Annotated in this window: 17 protein-coding genes; 3 read left to right on the plus strand and 14 right to left on the minus strand. The window is 70.1% G+C overall.

The window, feature by feature from the left end; all coding sequences use genetic code 11:
• Genes nuoL through ACZ7GJ_RS12380 form a run of 12 tightly spaced genes read right to left on the minus strand, consistent with a single transcriptional unit; the run spans position 1 to position 12626 of the window.
• The gene (gene nuoL / locus ACZ7GJ_RS12325; RefSeq protein WP_470751188.1) at positions 1–1896 is read right to left on the minus strand and encodes an NADH-quinone oxidoreductase subunit L; all 1896 of its coding nucleotides are present in this window, start codon (positions 1894–1896) and stop codon (positions 1–3) included.
• 9 nt (positions 1897–1905) lie between these two features.
• Positions 1906–2205, minus strand: coding sequence for an NADH-quinone oxidoreductase subunit NuoK (gene nuoK, locus ACZ7GJ_RS12330; RefSeq protein WP_112449176.1), 300 nt, complete (start codon positions 2203–2205; stop codon positions 1906–1908).
• A complete protein-coding gene (locus ACZ7GJ_RS12335) occupies positions 2202–3017 on the minus strand; it encodes an NADH-quinone oxidoreductase subunit J (RefSeq protein WP_470751190.1) in 816 nt (271 codons plus the stop codon). Before ACZ7GJ_RS12335 ends, nuoK begins: the two co-directional genes overlap by 4 nt.
• A complete protein-coding gene (gene nuoI, locus ACZ7GJ_RS12340; RefSeq protein ID WP_470751191.1) occupies positions 3014–3604 on the minus strand; it encodes an NADH-quinone oxidoreductase subunit NuoI in 591 nt (196 codons plus the stop codon). Before nuoI ends, ACZ7GJ_RS12335 begins: the two co-directional genes overlap by 4 nt.
• The gene (gene nuoH, locus ACZ7GJ_RS12345; protein WP_470751193.1) at positions 3597–4982 is read right to left on the minus strand and encodes an NADH-quinone oxidoreductase subunit NuoH; all 1386 of its coding nucleotides are present in this window, start codon (positions 4980–4982) and stop codon (positions 3597–3599) included. Before nuoH ends, nuoI begins: the two co-directional genes overlap by 8 nt.
• The gene (locus tag ACZ7GJ_RS12350; protein ID WP_470751194.1) at positions 4979–7486 is read right to left on the minus strand and encodes an NADH-quinone oxidoreductase subunit G; all 2508 of its coding nucleotides are present in this window, start codon (positions 7484–7486) and stop codon (positions 4979–4981) included. Before ACZ7GJ_RS12350 ends, nuoH begins: the two co-directional genes overlap by 4 nt.
• Positions 7483–8847 (minus strand): NADH-quinone oxidoreductase subunit NuoF, encoded by a 1365-nt coding sequence (gene nuoF, locus ACZ7GJ_RS12355; RefSeq protein ID WP_470751195.1) that lies wholly within the window; start codon positions 8845–8847, stop codon positions 7483–7485. Before nuoF ends, ACZ7GJ_RS12350 begins: the two co-directional genes overlap by 4 nt.
• The gene (gene nuoE / locus ACZ7GJ_RS12360) at positions 8847–9614 is read right to left on the minus strand and encodes an NADH-quinone oxidoreductase subunit NuoE (RefSeq protein WP_470751197.1); all 768 of its coding nucleotides are present in this window, start codon (positions 9612–9614) and stop codon (positions 8847–8849) included. The genes nuoF and nuoE overlap by 1 nt, the downstream gene beginning before the upstream one ends.
• Complete coding sequence (locus ACZ7GJ_RS12365; RefSeq protein WP_470751198.1) at positions 9611–10969, minus strand: NADH-quinone oxidoreductase subunit D; 1359 nt, start codon at positions 10967–10969, stop codon at positions 9611–9613. Before ACZ7GJ_RS12365 ends, nuoE begins: the two co-directional genes overlap by 4 nt.
• A complete protein-coding gene (locus tag ACZ7GJ_RS12370; protein WP_470751350.1) occupies positions 10969–11682 on the minus strand; it encodes an NADH-quinone oxidoreductase subunit C in 714 nt (237 codons plus the stop codon). The genes ACZ7GJ_RS12365 and ACZ7GJ_RS12370 overlap by 1 nt, the downstream gene beginning before the upstream one ends.
• A gap of 14 nt (positions 11683–11696) precedes the next feature.
• Entirely contained in the window at positions 11697–12251 is a 555-nt protein-coding gene (locus ACZ7GJ_RS12375; protein ID WP_007265818.1) for a NuoB/complex I 20 kDa subunit family protein, read from the minus strand.
• A gap of 15 nt (positions 12252–12266) precedes the next feature.
• Positions 12267–12626: an NADH-quinone oxidoreductase subunit A gene (locus ACZ7GJ_RS12380; RefSeq protein WP_190182942.1), complete on the minus strand. Its 360-nt coding sequence runs from the start codon at positions 12624–12626 to the stop codon at positions 12267–12269.
• A 746-nt stretch (positions 12627–13372) separates the two neighbouring features.
• Here ACZ7GJ_RS12380 and ACZ7GJ_RS12385 point away from each other — a divergent pair.
• Together ACZ7GJ_RS12385 and ACZ7GJ_RS12390 are read left to right on the plus strand one after the other, a co-directional pair.
• A complete protein-coding gene (locus ACZ7GJ_RS12385; protein ID WP_470751199.1) occupies positions 13373–14227 on the plus strand; it encodes a C40 family peptidase in 855 nt (284 codons plus the stop codon).
• A 266-nt stretch (positions 14228–14493) separates the two neighbouring features.
• The gene (locus tag ACZ7GJ_RS12390; RefSeq protein ID WP_470751200.1) at positions 14494–14820 is read left to right on the plus strand and encodes a hypothetical protein; all 327 of its coding nucleotides are present in this window, start codon (positions 14494–14496) and stop codon (positions 14818–14820) included.
• Between the two features lie 7 nt (positions 14821–14827).
• Here the strand turns inward: ACZ7GJ_RS12390 and ACZ7GJ_RS12395 are convergent, their stop codons facing one another.
• Entirely contained in the window at positions 14828–16111 is a 1284-nt protein-coding gene (locus tag ACZ7GJ_RS12395) for a geranylgeranyl reductase family protein (protein ID WP_470751201.1), read from the minus strand.
• Between the two features lie 98 nt (positions 16112–16209).
• On the opposite strand from ACZ7GJ_RS12395, the gene ACZ7GJ_RS12400 reads away from it, so the two are divergent.
• Positions 16210–16761, plus strand: a complete 552-nt coding sequence (locus tag ACZ7GJ_RS12400) for a GNAT family N-acetyltransferase (RefSeq protein WP_470751203.1) — start codon at positions 16210–16212, stop codon at positions 16759–16761.
• A 63-nt stretch (positions 16762–16824) separates the two neighbouring features.
• On the opposite strand, the gene ACZ7GJ_RS12405 is transcribed toward ACZ7GJ_RS12400, so the two are convergent.
• Positions 16825–17736 carry a glutaminase gene (locus tag ACZ7GJ_RS12405; protein ID WP_470751204.1) on the minus strand — a complete coding sequence of 304 codons (912 nt, stop codon included), beginning with the start codon at positions 17734–17736 and terminating at the stop codon, positions 16825–16827.
• Positions 17737–17738 lie beyond the last annotated feature (2 nt).

Consider the following 17738-nt stretch of genomic DNA (forward strand, 5'->3'; position numbering starts at 1 on the left):
TCACACCGCCCTCATCAGCAGGGTCGCGGCGATCAGGATCGCCGTGCCCCCGAACATCGAGACCGCGTAGCTGCGGGCGTAGCCGTTCTGCAGCTTGCGCAGCCGGCCCGAGAGTCCGCCGACCGAGGCGGCCGTCCCGTTGACCACTCCGTCCACCAGGCTGTGGTCCACGTACACGAGCGAGCGGGTCAGGTGTTCCCCGCCGCGCACCAGCACGATGTGGTTGAAGTCGTCCTGGAGCAGGTCGCGCCGGGCCGCCCGGGTGAGGAGCGAGCCACGCGGTGCGACGACCGGGACGGGCCTGCGCCCGTACATCGCCCAGGCGATGCCCACGCCGATGACGAGGACGACCATGGTCGACAGCGTCACCGTCAGGGCGCTGACCGGCGGGTGGCCGTGCTCGTGCCCGGTGACGGGCTCCAGCCACTTCAGGAAGCGGTCGCCGATCCCGAAGATGCCGCCCGCGAACACGGACCCGAAGGCCAGGATGATCATCGGGATGGTCATCGACTTCGGGGACTCGTGCGGGTGCGGCGCGTGGCCCTCGCCGTCGGGCTGCCAGCGCTTCTCGCCGAAGAAGGTGAGGAGCATGACGCGGGTCATGTAGAACGCGGTGATGGCCGCGCCCAGCAGGGCCACCGATCCCAGGATCCAGCCCTCGGTGCCGCCCTTCGCGAAGGCCGCCTCGATGATCTTGTCCTTGGAGAAGAAGCCCGACAGGCCCGGGAAGCCGATGATGGCGAGGTAGCCGAGTCCGAAGGTGGCGAAGGTGACCGGCATGTACGTGCGCAGGCCCCCGTACTTGCGCATGTCGACCTCGTCGTTCATGCCGTGCATGACCGAACCGGCGCCGAGGAAGAGCCCGGCCTTGAAGAAGCCGTGCGTCACCAGGTGCATGATCGCGAAGACGTAGCCGATGGGGCCGAGGCCCGCCGCCAGGATCATGTAGCCGATCTGCGACATCGTCGAGCCCGCCAGGGCCTTCTTGATGTCGTCCTTCGCGCAACCGACGATCGCACCGAAGAGGAGCGTGACCGCGCCGACCACGACGACCGCGGTCTGCGCGTCCGGCGCGCCGTTGAAGATCGCCCCGGACCGGGTGATGAGGTAGACGCCCGCGGTGACCATGGTCGCCGCGTGGATCAGGGCCGAGACCGGGGTCGGGCCCTCCATCGCGTCGCCGAGCCAGGACTGGAGCGGCACCTGGGCCGACTTGCCGCACGCGGCCAGCAGCAGCATCAGGCCGATGGCCGTCAGCTTGCCCTCGGACGTGGCGTCCGCGGAGCCGAGCACCGGGCCGAAGGCGAAGGTGCCGTAGGTGGTGAACATCAGCATGATCGCGATCGACAGGCCCATGTCGCCGACCCGGTTGACCAGGAAGGCCTTCTTGGCGGCGGTGGCCGCGCTGGGCTTGTGCTGCCAGAAGCCGATGAGCAGGTACGAGGCGAGGCCCACGCCCTCCCAGCCGACGTACAGCAGCAGGTAGTTGTCGGCGACGACCAGGAGGAGCATCGCCGCGAGGAAGAGGTTCAGGTAGCCGAAGAAGCGGCGGCGGCGCTCGTCGTGCTCCATGTACCCGATCGAGTACACGTGGATGAGCGTGCCCACCCCGGAGATCAGCAGGACGAAGGTCATCGACAGCTGGTCGAGCTGGAAGGCGAGGTCAGCCTGGAAGCCCTCCACCGGGATCCAGCTGAACAGCCGCTGGTGGACGGCCCGGTCCTCGGCCCCGCGGCCGAGCATGTCGGCGAACAGGACCAGGCCGATCCCGAAGGACGCGGCGGCGAGCAGGGTGCCGAGCCAGTGGCCGGCCTTGTCGAGGCGCCGGCCGCCGCACAGCAGCACCGCCGCTCCGAGCAGGGGCGCCGCTACCAGCAGCGCAATCAAGTTCTCCACAGCGACCCCTTACAGCTTCATCAGGCTGGCGTCGTCGACCGAGGCCGAGTGGCGGGTACGGAACAGCGACACGATGATCGCGAGGCCCACCACGACCTCGGCGGCGGCGACGACCATCGTGAAGAACGCGATGATCTGGCCGTCGAGGTTGCCGTGCATCCGGGAGAAGGTGACGAAGGCGAGGTTGCAGGCGTTGAGCATCAGCTCGACGCACATGAACAGCACGATCGCGTTCTTCCGGATCAGGACCCCGGCCGCCCCGATGGTGAACAGCAGCGCGGACAGGTACAGGTAGTTGACCGGGTTCACTTCGAGGCCTCCTCACGGCCGAGCCGCTCGGACGAGGCCTGCTCCAGCGCCTTCAGGTTGTCCAGCGCCTCGCTCGACACGTCGCGGATCTGACCGCGGGCGCGCAGCGTCTTGTTGACGGTCAGCTCGGACGGGGTGCCGTCCGGCAGCAGACCGGCCACGTCCACCGCGTTGTGCCGGGCGTAGACGCCGGGCGCGGGCAGCGGCGGGAGCTGTACGCCCTCGCGTACGCGGCGCTCGGCGAGCTCGCGCTGGGTGGCGGCCCGCTCGGTGCGCTCGCGGTGGGTGAGCACCATCGCGCCGACGGCCGCCGTGATCAGCAGGGCGCCGGTGATCTCGAAGGCGAACACGTACTTGGTGAAGATCAGCGTGGCCAGGCCCTCGACGTGCCCGCCGGAGTTGATCCGGCCGAGCCCGTTGAAGTGGGTGAGCTTGGCGTTGCCGATGCCGGCGATCAGCAGGATGCCGAAGCCGAGCCCGCACAGGGCGGCCAGCCAGCGCTGCCCCTTGATCGTCTCCTTCAGCGAGTCCGCAGCGGTGACGCCCACCAGCATGACCACGAAGAGGAAGAGCATCATGATCGCGCCGGTGTAGACGACGACCTGGACGATGCCCAGGAAGTACGCCCCGTTGGCGAGGTAGAAGACCGCCAGGATGATCATCGTCCCGGCCAGGCTCAGGGCGCTGTGCACGGCCTTCTTCATCAGGATCGTGGACAGCGCCCCGATGACGGCGACCGTGCCCAGGATCCAGAACTGCACTTCCTCACCGGAGGAGGTGACCGAGGTGGAAGCTGCCGCGATGACGCTCACGCCCCCACCCCCTCGGCGGCGTCCTCGGCCACCTCGCCCTTGGAAACGGCGACCTGCCGGACCGTGCCCGGGGCGGCCCCGGTCACCAGCCCCCGGTAGTAGTCCGTGTCCTCCGCGCCGGGGAAGATCGAGTGCGGAGCCTCGACCATGCCCTCGGTCAGGCCCGCCAGCAGCTGCTCCTTGGTGTAGATGAGCGACTCGCGGGTGGCGTCGGCCAGTTCGAACTCGTTCGTCATGGTCAGCGCCCGCGTCGGGCACGCCTCCACGCACAGCCCGCACAGGATGCAGCGGGCGTAGTTGATCTGGTAGACCCGCCCGTACCGCTCACCCGGGGAGTAGCGCTCCTCCTCGGTGTTGTCCGCGCCCTCCACGTAGATCGCGTCGGCGGGACAGGCCCAGGCGCACAGCTCGCACCCGATGCACTTCTCCAGACCGTCCGGGTGGCGGTTGAGCTGGTGCCGTCCGTGGAAGCGCGGAGCGGTGGTCTTCTGCTGCTCCGGGTACTGCTCGGTGAGGCGCTTCTTGAACATGGCCTTGAAGGTCACGCCGAAGCCGGCCACCGGGTTCTGCCACTTCTCGTCAGACATTCTCACCACCCTCCTCTCGGTCGCTCTCGGTGTTCACTGCGCCGCTGACGATCAGCTCCCGCTCGGAGCGGGGCCTTCGGCGCGGTACGGGTGCCAGGTGCTGGCCGGGCTTGGGCGGTACGGGGAACCCGCCCGCCATCGGGTCGAAGGGCGCGGCCGCCGCGGCCTGTTCCGCCTCGCCGGCGGCCGCCTTCTCCTTCTTGTCCCGGAAGAGGTCCGCGACGAAGGACAGCAGCAGGATCGCGATGACGCCGCCGCCGACGTAGAGCACGATCTCCTGGAAGTCGTAGTTCTCGTTGCGCAGCGCCCGGACGGTGGCGACCAGCATCAGCCACACCACGGAGACCGGGATCAGCACCTTCCAGCCGAGCTTCATCAGCTGGTCGTAGCGCACGCGCGGCAGCGTGCCGCGCAGCCAGATGAAGAAGAACAGCAGCAGCTGGACCTTGAGGACGAACCAGAGCATCGGCCACCAGCCGTGGTTGGCGCCCTCCCAGTACGTGGAGATCGGCGCCGGCGCCCGCCAGCCGCCGAGGAAGAGGGTGACCGAGACCGCCGAGACGGTGACCATGTTGACGTACTCGGCCAGCATGAACAGCGCGAACTTGATGGACGAGTACTCGGTGTTGAAGCCGCCGACCAGGTCGCCCTCGGACTCGGGCATGTCGAAGGGGGCGCGGTTCGTCTCGCCGACCATCGTGATGACGTAGATGATGAAGGAGACCGGCAGCAGGATGATGTACCAGCGGTCCGCCTGCGCCTCCACGATCGCCGAGGTCGACATCGACCCGGAGTAGAGGAAGACCGAGGCGAAGGCCGCGCCCATCGCGATCTCGTAGGAGATCATCTGCGCGCAGGAGCGCAGGCCGCCGAGCAGCGGGTACGTCGAACCGGAGGACCAGCCCGCCAGCACGATGCCGTAGATGCCGACCGAGGCCACCGCGAGGATGTAGAGCATCGCGATCGGCAGGTCGGTCAGCTGCATCGTGGTGCGCTGGCCGAAGATGGACACCTCGTTGCCCGAGGGGCCGAAGGGGATCACCGCGATGGCCATGAAGGCCGGGACCGCCGCGATGATCGGGGCCAGGACGTAGACGACCTTGTCGGCCCGCTTGACGATGACGTCTTCCTTCAGCATGAGCTTCACGCCGTCGGCGAGCGACTGGAGCATGCCCCAGGGGCCGTGCCGGTTCGGGCCGATGCGCAGCTGCATCCAGGCGACGACCTTGCGCTCCCACACGATGGAGAACAGCACGGTCACCATCAGGAAGGCGAAGCAGAACACCGCCTTGAGGACGACGAGCCACCAGACGTCCCGGCCGAAGAGGGACAGGTCCTCGACGGCGAGTTGTACGAAGTCACCGGGTACGGCGTTCACTCGTCCACCTCCGCAGTGGTGTCGCCGGCGGCGGCCGGGCCGGCCGGCCCGATCCGGACGAGGCCGCCCGGAAGGGCTCCGGTGTCGGCGATGACCCCGGAGCCGGTGGAGTTCATCGGGAGCCAGACCACCCGGTCGGGCATCTCGGTGATCCGCAGCGGCAGTTCCACGGAGCCGGCCGGGCCGGTCACCGCGAGGACGTCGCCGTTCTTCACGCCCGTCTCGGCGGCCGTGGCGGCCGACAGCCGGGCGCTCGCCTCGTGCCGGGTGCCGGCCAGGGCCTCGTCGCCCTCCTGGAGCCGGCCCAGGTCCAGCAGCAGCCGGTGGCCCGCGAGGACCGCCTCGCCCGCGCCGGGGCGCGGTACCGGCGCCGGGTCGGTGGACTGCTCGGAGGCCAGTTCCCCGCCCCACGGCCCGAGCCGCTCCAGCTCGCGGCGTACGGCGTGTACGTCGGGCAGCGCGATCGGGCGGTCGGCCGCGTCGGCCAGCATGTGCAGCACCCGCGAGTCCGCGGGGGCGAGCCGCCGCGTCATCTGCTCGGGCTTCAGCGCCGCCTCGAACGACCGGACCCGGCCCTCCCAGTTGACGAAGGCGCCCGACTTCTCGGCGACCGCCGCGACGGGGAACACCACGTCCGCGTGGTCGGTGACCTCGCCGGGCCGCAGTTCCAGCGAGACCACGAAGGCCTCCTGGAGGGCGACCCGCGCCCGGGCCGGGTCCGGCAGGTCGACCAGCTCGACGCCCGCGACCAGCAGGGCGGAGAGCTCTCCCCCGGCCGCGGCCTCGATGATCTGGCCGGTGTCGCGGCCGTAGCGGTGCGGGAGCTCGTCCAGGCCCCACACGGTGGCGACCTCGTCGCGGGCCCGCGGATCGGTGGCCGGACGCCCGCCCGGCAGCAGCGACGGCAGCGCGCCCGCCTCCACGGCGGCCCGCTCACCGGCCCGGCGCGGGATCCACACCAGGCGGGCGCCGGTCGCGGCGGCCGCCCGTACGGCGGCGGTCAGCGCGCCGGGCACCCCGGCGAGGCGCTCCCCGACGACGATGACGGCGCCCTTCTCGCGCAGCGCCTCGGCGGCCGCGTGGCCGCCCTGCTCCAGGCCCGAGCGGGAGGCCAGCGCGGCCAGCCACTCGGGCTCGGTGCCGGGGGCCGCGGCCAGCAGGGTGCCGCCCGCCTTCTCCAGGCCGCGGGTGGCGAAGGGGGCGAGGGCGAAGGTCCGCTGCTTGTGCTTGCGGTGGGCCTTGCGCAGCCGCAGGAAGACCCCGGGGGCCTCCTCCTCGGCCTCGATGCCGACGAGCAGCACCGCGGGCGCCGCCTCCAGCGAGGAGTACGTCACCCCCTCACCGTCGAGGTCCTGGCCGGTGCCCGCCACGGTGGCGGCCAGGAACTCGGCCTCCTCCGCACTGTGCACGCGGGCCCGGAAGTCGATGTCGTTGGTGTCGAGCACCACGCGCGCGAACTTGGCGTACGCGTACGCGTCCTCGACGGTCAGCCGGCCGCCGGTCAGCACCCCGGCCCGGCCGCGCGCGGCGGCGAGGCCGTTCGCCGCGGCCTCCAGGGCCTCGGGCCAGCTCGCCGGGGCCAGGACGCCGTCGGCGCCGCGCACCAGCGGGGTGGTGAGCCGGTCGGGGCGCTGCGCGTAGCGGAACCCGAAGCGGCCCTTGTCGCAGATCCACTCCTCGTTGACCTCGGGGTCCTCGGCGGCCAGCCGGCGCAGCACCTTGCCGCGGCGGTGGTCGGTCCGGGTCGCGCAGCCGCCCGCGCAGTGCTCGCACACGCTCGGGGAGGAGACGAGGTCGAACGGGCGGGAGCGGAACCGGTAGGCGGCCGAGGTGAGCGCGCCGACCGGGCAGATCTGGATGGTGTTGCCGGAGAAGTACGACTCGAACGGGTCGCCCTCGCCGATGCCGACCTGCTGGAGCGCGCCGCGCTCCAGCAGCTCGATCATCGGGTCGCCTGCCACCTGGTTGGAGAAGCGGGTGCAGCGCGCGCACAGCACGCACCGCTCCCGGTCCAGCAGCACCTGGGTGGAGATCGGCACCGGCTTCTCGTACGTGCGCTTGCGCCCCTCGAAACGGGACTCCGCGTTGCCGTGCGACATCGCCTGGTTCTGCAGCGGGCACTCGCCGCCCTTGTCGCAGACCGGGCAGTCCAGCGGGTGGTTGATGAGCAGCAGCTCCATCACCCCGCGCTGGGACTTCTCGGCGACCTCGGAGGTCAGCTGCGTCTTGACGACCATGCCGTCGGTGCAGGTGATGGTGCAGGAGGCCATCGGCTTGCGCTGGCCCTCGACCTCGACGATGCACTGGCGGCAGGCGCCGACCGGGTCGAGGAGGGGGTGGTCGCAGAAGCGGGGGACCTCGATGCCGATCTGTTCGGCGGCCCGGATCACCAGCGTGCCCTTGGGCACCGACAGCTCGACGCCGTCGATGGTCAGCGACACGGTGTTCTCGGGCGGCACCGCGGCCTCGCCGCCACCGGCGGGAGCGTTCGTGGTGACGGTCATGCGTTCACCTCGGAGTTCTTCTTGGGACCGTCAGCCCAGAGGGTCGACTTCTTGGGATCGAAGGGGCAGCCCTTGCCCGTGATGTGCTGCTCGTACTCCTCGCGGAAGTACTTGAGCGAGGAGAAGATCGGGCTGGCGGCGCCGTCGCCGAGCGCGCAGAACGACTTGCCGTTGATGTTGTCGGCGATGTCGTTCAGCTTGTCGAGGTCGGACATCACGCCCTTGCCGGCCTCGATGTCGCGCAGCAACTGGACCAGCCAGTACGTGCCTTCGCGGCAGGGCGTGCACTTGCCGCAGGACTCGTGGGCGTAGAACTCGGTCCAGCGGGTCACCGCCCGCACCACGCAGGTCGTCTCGTCGAAGCACTGCAGGGCCTTGGTGCCGAGCATCGAGCCGGCCGCGCCCACGCCCTCGTAGTCGAGCGGGACGTCGAGGTGCTCGTCCGTGAACATCGGGGTGGAGGAGCCTCCCGGGGTCCAGAACTTCAGCCGGTGGCCCGGCCGCATCCCGCCGCTCATGTCGAGGAGCTGGCGCAGGGTGATGCCGAGCGGGGCCTCGTACTGGCCGGGGCCGACGACGTGCCCGGAGAGCGAGTACAGCGTGAAGCCGGGGGACTTCTCGGTCCCCATCGCCTTGAACCAGTCCTTGCCCTTGTTCAGGATCGCGGGAACCGAGGCGATGGACTCGACGTTGTTGACGACAGTGGGGCACGCGTAGAGCCCCTCGACGGCAGGGAAGGGGGGGCGCAGCCGGGGCTGACCGCGCCGGCCTTCGAGGGAGTCGAGGAGTGCCGTTTCCTCCCCACAGATGTACGCACCCGCGCCCGCGTGCACCGTGATGTCGAGGTTGAGGCCGCTCCCGAGGATGTCCTTGCCGAGGTAGCCGGCCTCGTACGCCTCGCGCACCGCCTCGTGCAGGCGCCTCAGTACCGGCACGACCTCGCCGCGCAGGTAGATGAAGGCGTGCTCGGACCGGATCGCGTAGCAGGCGATGATCATTCCCTCGATGAGGGAGTGCGGGTTGGCGAAGAGGAGGGGGATGTCCTTGCAGGTTCCCGGCTCCGACTCGTCCGCGTTCACGACGAGGTAGTGCGGCTTTCCGTCGCCCTGCGGGATGAACTGCCACTTCATTCCGGTGGGGAAGCCCGCGCCGCCCCGGCCGCGCAGGCCCGAGTCCTTGACGTAGGCGATGAGGTCGTCCGGGGTCATCGCGAGCGCCTTGCGCAGGCCCTCGTACCCCTCGTGGCGCCGGTAGGTCTCCAGCGTCCACGACTCGGGCTCGTCCCAGAACGCCGACAGGACGGGCGCGAGGAGCTTCTCAGGACTAGTGCCGTTCTTGCTCAGCTCGGTCGACACGGTCATCACTCCCCTCCCTCGGTGGTGGTCTCGCCACGGGCCTCGCCACGCGGGTGCACGATCGGGGCGTGCGGGGACTCGCCGCGTGCGATGCGCAGGCCGATCAGGGAGGCGGCGCCCGCACCGCCGCTCGCCTCGACGGCGCCCTCGCGCTCGTCGGGGAAGCCCGCCAGGATCCGGGCGGTCTCCTTGTACGTGCACAGCGGCGCGCCCCGGGTCGGCTCGACGGGGCGGCCGGCCAGCAGGTCGTCCACCATGGCCTTGGCGGACTCGGGGGTCTGGTTGTCGAAGAACTCCCAGTTGACCATCACCACGGGGGCGTAGTCGCAGGCCGCGTTGCACTCGATGTGCTCCAGCGTGACCTTGCCGTCGGGCGTGGTCTCGTTGTTGCCGACCCCGAGGTGCTCCTTGAGCTCCTCGAAGATGGCGTCGCCGCCCATCACCGCGCACAGCGTGTTCGTGCAGACGCCGACCTGGTAGTCGCCCGAGGGCCTCCGCCGGTACATCGTGTAGAAGGTGGCGACGGCCGTGACCTCGGCGGTGGTCAGGCCCAGCACCTCGGCGCAGAAGCGGACGCCGGTGCGCGAGACGTGGCCCTCCTCCGACTGGCACAGGTGCAGCAGCGGCAGCAGCGCGGAGCGGCTGTCGGGGTAGCGGGCGATGACCTCGCGCGCGTCCGCTTCGAGCCGGGCACGTACCTCGGCGGGGAAGTCGGGGGCGGGCAGTTGCGGCATCCCCAGGCTGACCCCTGCATTCACAGGACTGGCTGTCATCGGTCGACGCCTCCCATCACGGGGTCGATGGAGGCGACGGCGACGATGACGTCGGCGACCTGGCCGCCCTCGCACATCGCGGCCATGGCCTGCAGGTTGGTGAAGGACGGGTCGCGGAAGTGGACCCGGTAGGGGCGGGTGCCGCCGTCGGAGACGACGTGGACGCCGAGTTCGCCCTTGGGGGACTCGACCGCCGCGTACGCCTGCCCGGCGGGTACCCGGAAGCCCTCGGTCACCAGCTTGAAGTGGTGGATGAGGGACTCCATGGAGGTGCCCATGATCTGCTTGATGTGGTCGAGCGAGTTGCCGAGCCCGTCCGGGCCCATCGCGAGCTGCGCCGGCCAGGCGATCTTCTTGTCGGCGACCATGATCGGACCCGGCTCCAGCCGGTCCAGGCACTGCTCGACGATCCGCAGCGACTGCCGCATCTCCTCCAGGCGGATCAGGAACCGCCCGTAGGAGTCGCAGGACTCGGTGGTCGGCACGTCGAACTCGTAGTTCTCGTATCCGCAGTACGGGTCCGTCTTGCGCAGGTCGTGCGGCAGTCCGGCGGAGCGCAGGATCGGGCCGGTGGCGCCCAGTGCCATGCAGCCGGTGAGGTCGAGGTAGCCGACGTCCTGCATGCGGGCCTTGAAGATGGGGTTGCCGGTGGCGAGCTTGTCGTACTCCGGCAGGTTCTTCTTCAGGGTCTTCACGAGCTCGCGGAGCTGGTCCATGGCGCCCGGGGGCAGGTCCTGCGCGAGGCCGCCGGGGCGGACGAACGCATGGTTCATGCGCAGGCCGGTGACCAGCTCGAAGACGTCGAGGATCAGCTCGCGGTCGCGGAACCCGTAGATCATGATCGTGGTCGCGCCCAGCTCCATGCCGCCGGTGGCGATGCACACCAGGTGGGAGGAGAGCCGGTTGAGCTCCATCAGCAGCACGCGCAGGACGGTGGCCCGGTCCGGGATCTGGTCGGTGATGCCGAGCAGCTTCTCGACGCCGAGGCAGTACGCCGTCTCGTTGAAGAACGGCGTCAGGTAGTCCATGCGCGTGACGAAGGTGGTGCCCTGCGTCCAGTTGCGGAATTCGAGGTTCTTCTCGATCCCGGTGTGCAGGTAGCCGATGCCGCAGCGGGCCTCGGTGACCGTCTCCCCGTCGATCTCCAGGATCAGGCGGAGCACCCCGTGCGTGGACGGGTGCTGCGGGCCCATGTTGACGACGATCCGCTCGTCGTCCGCGCGGGCCGCCGACTGGACGATCTCGTCCCAGTCGCCGCCGGTGACGGTGTAGACGAGGCCTTCGGTCGTCTCACGGGAGGAGGCGTGCCCCTCTGCGTGGTTCGGGGTGTCTGCGTGCTTCGAGGTGGGGGACATCAGCTGTACGACCTCCGCTGGTCGGGAGCCGGGATCTGGGCGCCCTTGTACTCGATGGCGATGCCGCCGAGCGGGTAGTCCTTGCGCTGCGGGAAGCCCTGCCAGTCGTCCGGCATCATGATCCGGGTGAGGGCCGGGTGCCCGTCGAAGATCAGGCCGAAGAAGTCGTACGCCTCGCGCTCGTGCCAGTCGTTGGTCGGGTAGACCGTGACGAGCGACGGGATGTGCGGGTCGCCGTCCGCGACGGACACCTCCAGCCGCACGATCCGGCCGTGGGTGAGCGAGCGCAGGTGGTAGACGGCGTGCAGCTCGCGGCCCTTGTCGTCGGGGAAGTGCACCCCCGAGACGCCGGTGCAGAGCTCGAAGCGCAGGGCCGGGTCGTCGCGCAGGGTGGAGGCCACGCGTACGAGGTGCTCGCGGACGACGTGGAGCGTCAGCTCGCCCCGGTCGACCACGACCTTCTCCAGCGCGTTCTCCGGGACCAGGTCCTGCTCCTCCAGCGCCCCTTCGAGCTCGTCGACGACCTCGTCGAAGTACGAGCCGTACGGGCGGGCGCTCGCGCCGGGCAGCGCCACGGTGCGCACGAGGCCGCCGTAGCCGCTGGTGTCGCCGCTGTTGGCGGCGCCGAACATGCCCCTGCGGACGCCGATCACCTCGGGCCCGGCGGAGGCCCTGGGGGCCGGGACGTTGTTGCCGTTGGGACCGCTTTCCACGGCCGGGTCCTCGCTCACCGCAGGAGCCCCTTCATCTCAATGGTGGGGAGCGCCTTGAGGGCCGCCTCCTCCGCCTCGCGGGCCGCCTCTTCCCGGTTCACGCCGAGCTTCGATCCCTGGATCTTCTGGTGGAGCTTGAGGATCGCGTCCATCAGCATCTCGGGGCGGGGCGGGCAGCCGGGCAGGTAGATGTCCACCGGGACGATGTGGTCGACGCCCTGGACGATCGCGTAGTTATTGAACATTCCGCCCGAAGATGCGCAAACCCCCATGGAAATGACCCATTTGGGAGCGGGCATCTGGTCGTACACCTGCCGCAGCACCGGCGCCATCTTCTGGCTGACCCGGCCCGCCACGATCATCAGATCGGCCTGGCGCGGTGAACCGCGGAAGACCTCCATGCCGAAGCGGGCCAGGTCGTACCGGCCCGCTCCGGTGGTCATCATCTCGATGGCGCAGCAGGCCAGGCCGAAGGTCGCAGGGAAGACGGATGACTTGCGCACCCAGCCCGCGGCCTGTTCGACGGTGGTCAGCAGAAAGCCGCTCGGCAGCTTCTCTTCCAGTCCCATGGAAAATTCAGCCCCTCAGTCCCATTCCAGGCCGCCGCGGCGCCATACGTAGGCGTAGGCGACGAAGACGGTGAGCACGAAGAGGAGCATCTCGACGAGCCCGAAGATCCCCAGCGAGTCGAAGGTGACCGCCCAGGGGTAGAGGAAGACGATCTCGATGTCGAAGACGATGAAGAGCATCGCCGTCAGGTAGTACTTGATGGGGAAGCGGCCGCCGCCGGCCGGCATCGGAGTGGGCTCGATGCCGCACTCGTAAGCTTCAAGCTTTGCCCGGTTGTACCGTTTTGGGCCGATCAGCGTGGCCATGACCACGGAGAAGATCGCAAACCCTGCGCCGAGGGCGCCGAGCACGAGGATGGGCGCGTACGCATTCACGCTCCTCGCTCCTTCCAGTCGTCCTTGACCGTTGGACCGCTGCCGGCGCATGTGAGGCAGTTCACAAGCCGGACTGGTGCGCATCTTATGCCCGCTCCTCTGTGATCTGCGACACGGGTTGCAACAACGAGTTTGTGATCTCCACCACCTGACGAACGATCATGAAGTCCGATGAGTGGTGATCTTCGTACGCGAAGCATCCACATGATCACCAAAGGTGACATCCGACCTCGTCGCCGCAGGTGGAAGGGGTATCGCACTATCAAACCGTGGCCGGTGCAGGCAAATTGGCGACACGGTGGCCGCAGTGGTAAGGGGATCCGCGTCCCCCGGGCGGGGGAGGCCGGCCGTACGGGAGTGGACACGTGCATCCGTTCACGAACCCGACCCGCGGATCCGGCGACTCCTTCCGGCGGGATGCGTCCGCCGCTTCACAGCGGGATCACGAACGGGCCACGGCGTCCGCACAGTGTCCGCACAGCGTGACGCTCCTGTGACCTGCGCCACTCCCGATTCGCACCGGCGAAAGGGGGCTTGGCCATCTGTGCGGAGGGATGGTAGGCCGCGGATCAATTCGGACTTATTGCAGAAACCCCATGATCACAGGCTTGCGGAAGGCTGCCCGAATGGTCCGTTACGGCGTCAATAAGACGCTCGACGCGCCCGGTTAGCCCGCTTCGCGCACAACTGTGGCGCAGCCCACGTTTCTTGAAGGGAACCGCAACCCCCTGATAGCGGTTGTACCCATGTCCCTCACCGCTCACATACCCAGCCACCGGAAGCCCCGCCGCAGCGCCTCGAAGCTCGCGGTCCGCGCCGGAGTTGCCGGTGGCGTCCTCAGCACCCTGGCCATGGCCGGCACGGCGAGCGCGTCCCCGTCCGCCGAGCCCGTGACCGAGACGACGCTCGAAATGCCGGTCCTCAACCTGGACCTGGCCGCCGAGGTCTCCTCGTCCGTCACCAAGGCCGCGGAGAACACCCGCGCAGCCGTCCTCGAGGGCGAACTGCACGCGCAGGAAGAGACCGCTCGTACGGGCGCCGCCGCCGAGGCCAAGAAGGCCAAGGAGGACGCCCAGCAGAAGGCCGACGCCGAGCAGAAGGCGCAGCAGGAGAAGGAGGAGGCGGACCGCAAGGCCGAGGCCGAGCGCGCCAACCGCAGCTCCGCCCGCGCTTCGCTCTCCACCAAGTCCGGCTCCGGCGCGACCCCCAGCGACGGCTCCGGCGCCTCCGTGGCCGCCCCGGCGACCGGCTCCGCCGCCGCCATCGTGAACTTCGCCCGCGCGCAGGTCGGCAAGGCGTACGTGATGGGCGGCACCGGCCCGTCCTCGTTCGACTGCTCCGGCCTCGTCCAGGCCGCGTACCGCCAGGCCGGCATCTCGCTGCCGCGCATGTCCCAGGCGCAGTCCTCGGCGGGCACCTCGGTCTCGCTGAGCGCACTGGAGCCGGGCGACATCCTGTACTGGGGTTCCAAGGGCAGCGCGTACCACGTCGCCGTCTACGTCGGCGGCGGCAAGTTCGTCGGCGCCCAGAACTCCAGCACGGGCATCGTCGAGCGCTCGCTGAGCTACGACAAGCCCACCGGCGCCGTCCGCGTCCTCTGAGCCGCCTGGGGCGCCCGAGCCGCCTCGGACCGACCTTTGGGCGGTCCGGAGCGCTGCGAGGCGCCCTGAAGGCCGCCTGACGGCTGCCTGACGCCGTCTCACGGCTGTCCGCGCCATGCGCAGGGCCGGCACTCCCCCGCTCGGGGGTGGAGTGCCGGCCCTTGCGCGTCCCTCCTGCCGACCGGGCGTACCGCGGCGGCCGGGGCCCTGCGAGGATGGCCGGGACGCGCCGCGCACGCCCGATTCACCCCAGGAGGTGGTTGCCCATGATCACCGAGCCGTACGAGGACCAGGACGGCAGCGGCGGCGACCCCACCGCCCTCCCGGCCGCGGCGGGACTGGGCCTCCTGGCCGTGGGCGGCTGGCTGCTCACCACCGCCCGGCCGTGGCAGAAGCCGAACCACCCGGTGACCCTCGGCCTCGGCTGGACCGCCTCGGCCGCACTCCTGATCTGCGGTCTGCTGCTGCTGTCCCGCTGCATCCGGGCCGTGCACCGCTCGCCCGAAGCCCCGTACGCACCGCGTCCGAACCTCGACGACACCCCGTACGAAGAAGCGGGCCGCACCGGCGAAAACCCGGCCCGGCCCGCCTGAACCCCGATCAGGCCTTCGGGGCCACCTTCGAGAGGCCGTTGATGATGCGGTCCATCGCGTCGCCGCCCGTCGGGTCGGTGAGGTTGGCCAGCATCTTGAGCGTGAACTTCATCAGCACCGGGTGGGTCAGGCCGCGCTGCGTGGCGACCTTCATGACCTTCGGGTTGCCGATGAGCTTCACGAAGGCGCGGCCCAGCGTGTAGTAGCCGCCGTAGGTCTCCTTGAGCACCTTCGGGTAGTTGTGCAGCGCCAGTTCGCGCTGCGCCGGGGTGGCCCGCGCGTGCGCCTGGACGATGACGTCGGCCGCGATCTGGCCCGACTCCATCGCGTAGGCGATGCCCTCGCCGTTGAACGGGTTGACGAGCCCGCCCGCGTCGCCGACCAGCAGCAGGCCCTTGGTGTAGTGCGGCTGCCGGTTGAAGGCCATCGGCAGGGCCGCGCCGCGGATCGGCTGCGTCATGTTCTCGGGGGTGTAGCCCCAGTCCTCGGGCATGGACGCGCACCAGGCCTTGAGGACCTCGCGCCAGTCCAGCTCCTTGAAGGCCGCGGAGGAGTTGAGGATGCCCAGACCCACGTTGGACGTGCCGTCGCCCATGCCGAAGATCCAGCCGTAGCCGGGCAGCAGCCGGTCCTGCGGGCCGCGCCGGTCCCACAGTTCCAGCCACGACTCCAGGTAGTCGTCGTCGTGCCGCGGCGAGGTGAAGTAGGTGCGCACGGCCACGCCCATCGGGCGGTCCTCGCGCCGGTGCAGGCCCATGGCGAGGGACAGCCGCGAGGAGTTGCCGTCGGCCGCGACGACGAGCGGGGCGTGGAAGGTGACCGGGGTCTTCTCCTCGCCCAGCTTCGCCTGCACACCGGTGATGTGGCCGGTGCGCGGGTCGCGTACGGGCTCGCCGACGTTGCAGCGCTCGTACAGCCGGGCGCCGGCCTTCTGGGCCTGGCGGGCCAGGGTCTCGTCGAAGTCGTCGCGCTTGCGGACGAGTCCGTAGTCCGGGAAGGAGGCGAGTTCCGGCCAGTCGAGCTGGAGGCGCTGACCGCCTCCGATGATCCGCAGGCCCTTGTTGCGCAGCCAGCCGGCCTCTTCGGAGATGTCGATGCCCATGGCCACCAACTGCTTGGTGGCGCGGGGGGTCAGTCCGTCACCGCAGACCTTCTCGCGCGGGAACGCCGTCTTCTCCAGGAGCAGGACGTCGAGTCCCGCCTTGGCGAGGTAGTAGGCGGTGGTCGAGCCGGCGGGCCCGGCCCCGACGACGATCACATCCGCGGAGTGTTCGGAGAGGGGCTCGGTCACTGCGGGGTCTCCCGAAGGCTCGATAAAGGGTGCCCAACGGCACGGGACACGTGCAGTCTATGCAGCGAGAGAGATCGCGAACCGAAGGGCTGCCCCCGATGACCGCCTCGCCCAGCTCCCCCAGCTCGCCGACCCGGCCGCTGCCCGCCGTACAGCTTCGCGTGCCCACCGACGAGGACGCGCACGCCTGGCACCAGGTCTTCCACGACCCGGACGTCATGGAGTTCCTCGGTGGTCCCGCCGAGCTGTCCGCCTACGAGGAGATGACCGCGCGCCAGCGCATGCACGACGCACGGCTCGGCGTCTGCCTGTGGACCCTGACCGACGAGGAGGGCACCGTGCTCGGCTTCACGGGCGCGCAGCCGTGGCCTGCGGAGAAGACCTGGGGGCCGGTCGGGGAGATCGAGATCGGCTGGCGGCTCGGCCGCTCCGCGTGGGGCAAGGGATACGCGTACGCGGCCGCGCTCGCCACCCTGGAGCGGGTCCGGGACGAGACCGAGATCCCGCACGTCGTGGCGATGATCGACGACCAGAACCTCCGCTCGATCGCGGTGGCCGAGCGCCTCGGCATGACCCTGGCGGAGCGCTTCCTGCTGCCGGGCGGCGTCCGCTACGGCCGCCGCTACTCGCTGACGTTCGACCGGGACTGAGCGACCGGGACTGGGCGACCGGCGCTGAGCGACCGGGCTGAGCGACCGGGCTGAGCCGCCGCGTCAGAAGACGCTCAGGCCCGTCAGGGTCGTGAAGCGGTCGAGGGCCGCCACACCCGCGACGGAGTTCCCCTGGGGATCCAGGCCCGGACTCCAGACCGCGAGGGTGCACTGGCCGGGCACGACCGCGACGATGCCGCCGCCGACCCCGCTCTTGCCGGGCAGGCCGACGCGGTAGGCGAACTCGCCTGCCGCGTCGTACGTCCCGCAGGTCAGCATCACGGCGTTGATCTGCTTGGCCTCGCTGCGCGTCAGCAGCCGCGAGCCGTCCGCGCGCAGCCCGTGCCGGGCCAGGAACCGGGCGGCGCGGGCCAGGTCGGCGCAGCTCATCTCGATGGAGCACTGCCAGAAGTAGTGGTCGAGCAGGGTCGGTACGGGGTTGTCTATGTTCCCGTAGCTGGCCATGAAGTGGGCGACGGCCGCGTTCCGGTCGCCGTGCTCGTGCTCGGAGGCCGCGACCTCGGCGTCGAAGGCGATGTCCGGATTGCCACTCTCCTCCCGCAGGAACCGCAGGAGTTCGCTGCTCGCGTCGCCGGTCAAGGTCTGGAGCCGGTCGGTGACGACGAGCGCGCCCGCGTTGATGAACGGATTGCGGGGGATGCCGTTCTCGTACTCCAGCTGCACGAGGGAGTTGAACGGGTTGCCGGAGGGCTCCCGGCCCACCCGCTCCCACAGGCTGTCGCCGCCCTCGGCGAGCGCGAGGGCCAGCGCGAAGACCTTGGTGACGGACTGGGTGGAGAAGGGGACCTGCCAGTCCCCCACCCCGAAGGCGTTGCCGTCGAGGTCGACGATCGCCATCCCGAACTGCCGCGGGTCCACGGACGCCAGCGCCGGGATGTACTCGGCGGGCGTCCCGCTGCCGACCAGCGGGGCGATGTCCTCCGCGACCTGCTCCAGCAGCGTCTGGTAGTCCACGG

This window comes from Streptomyces sp. NPDC037242 (assembly GCF_055604165.1).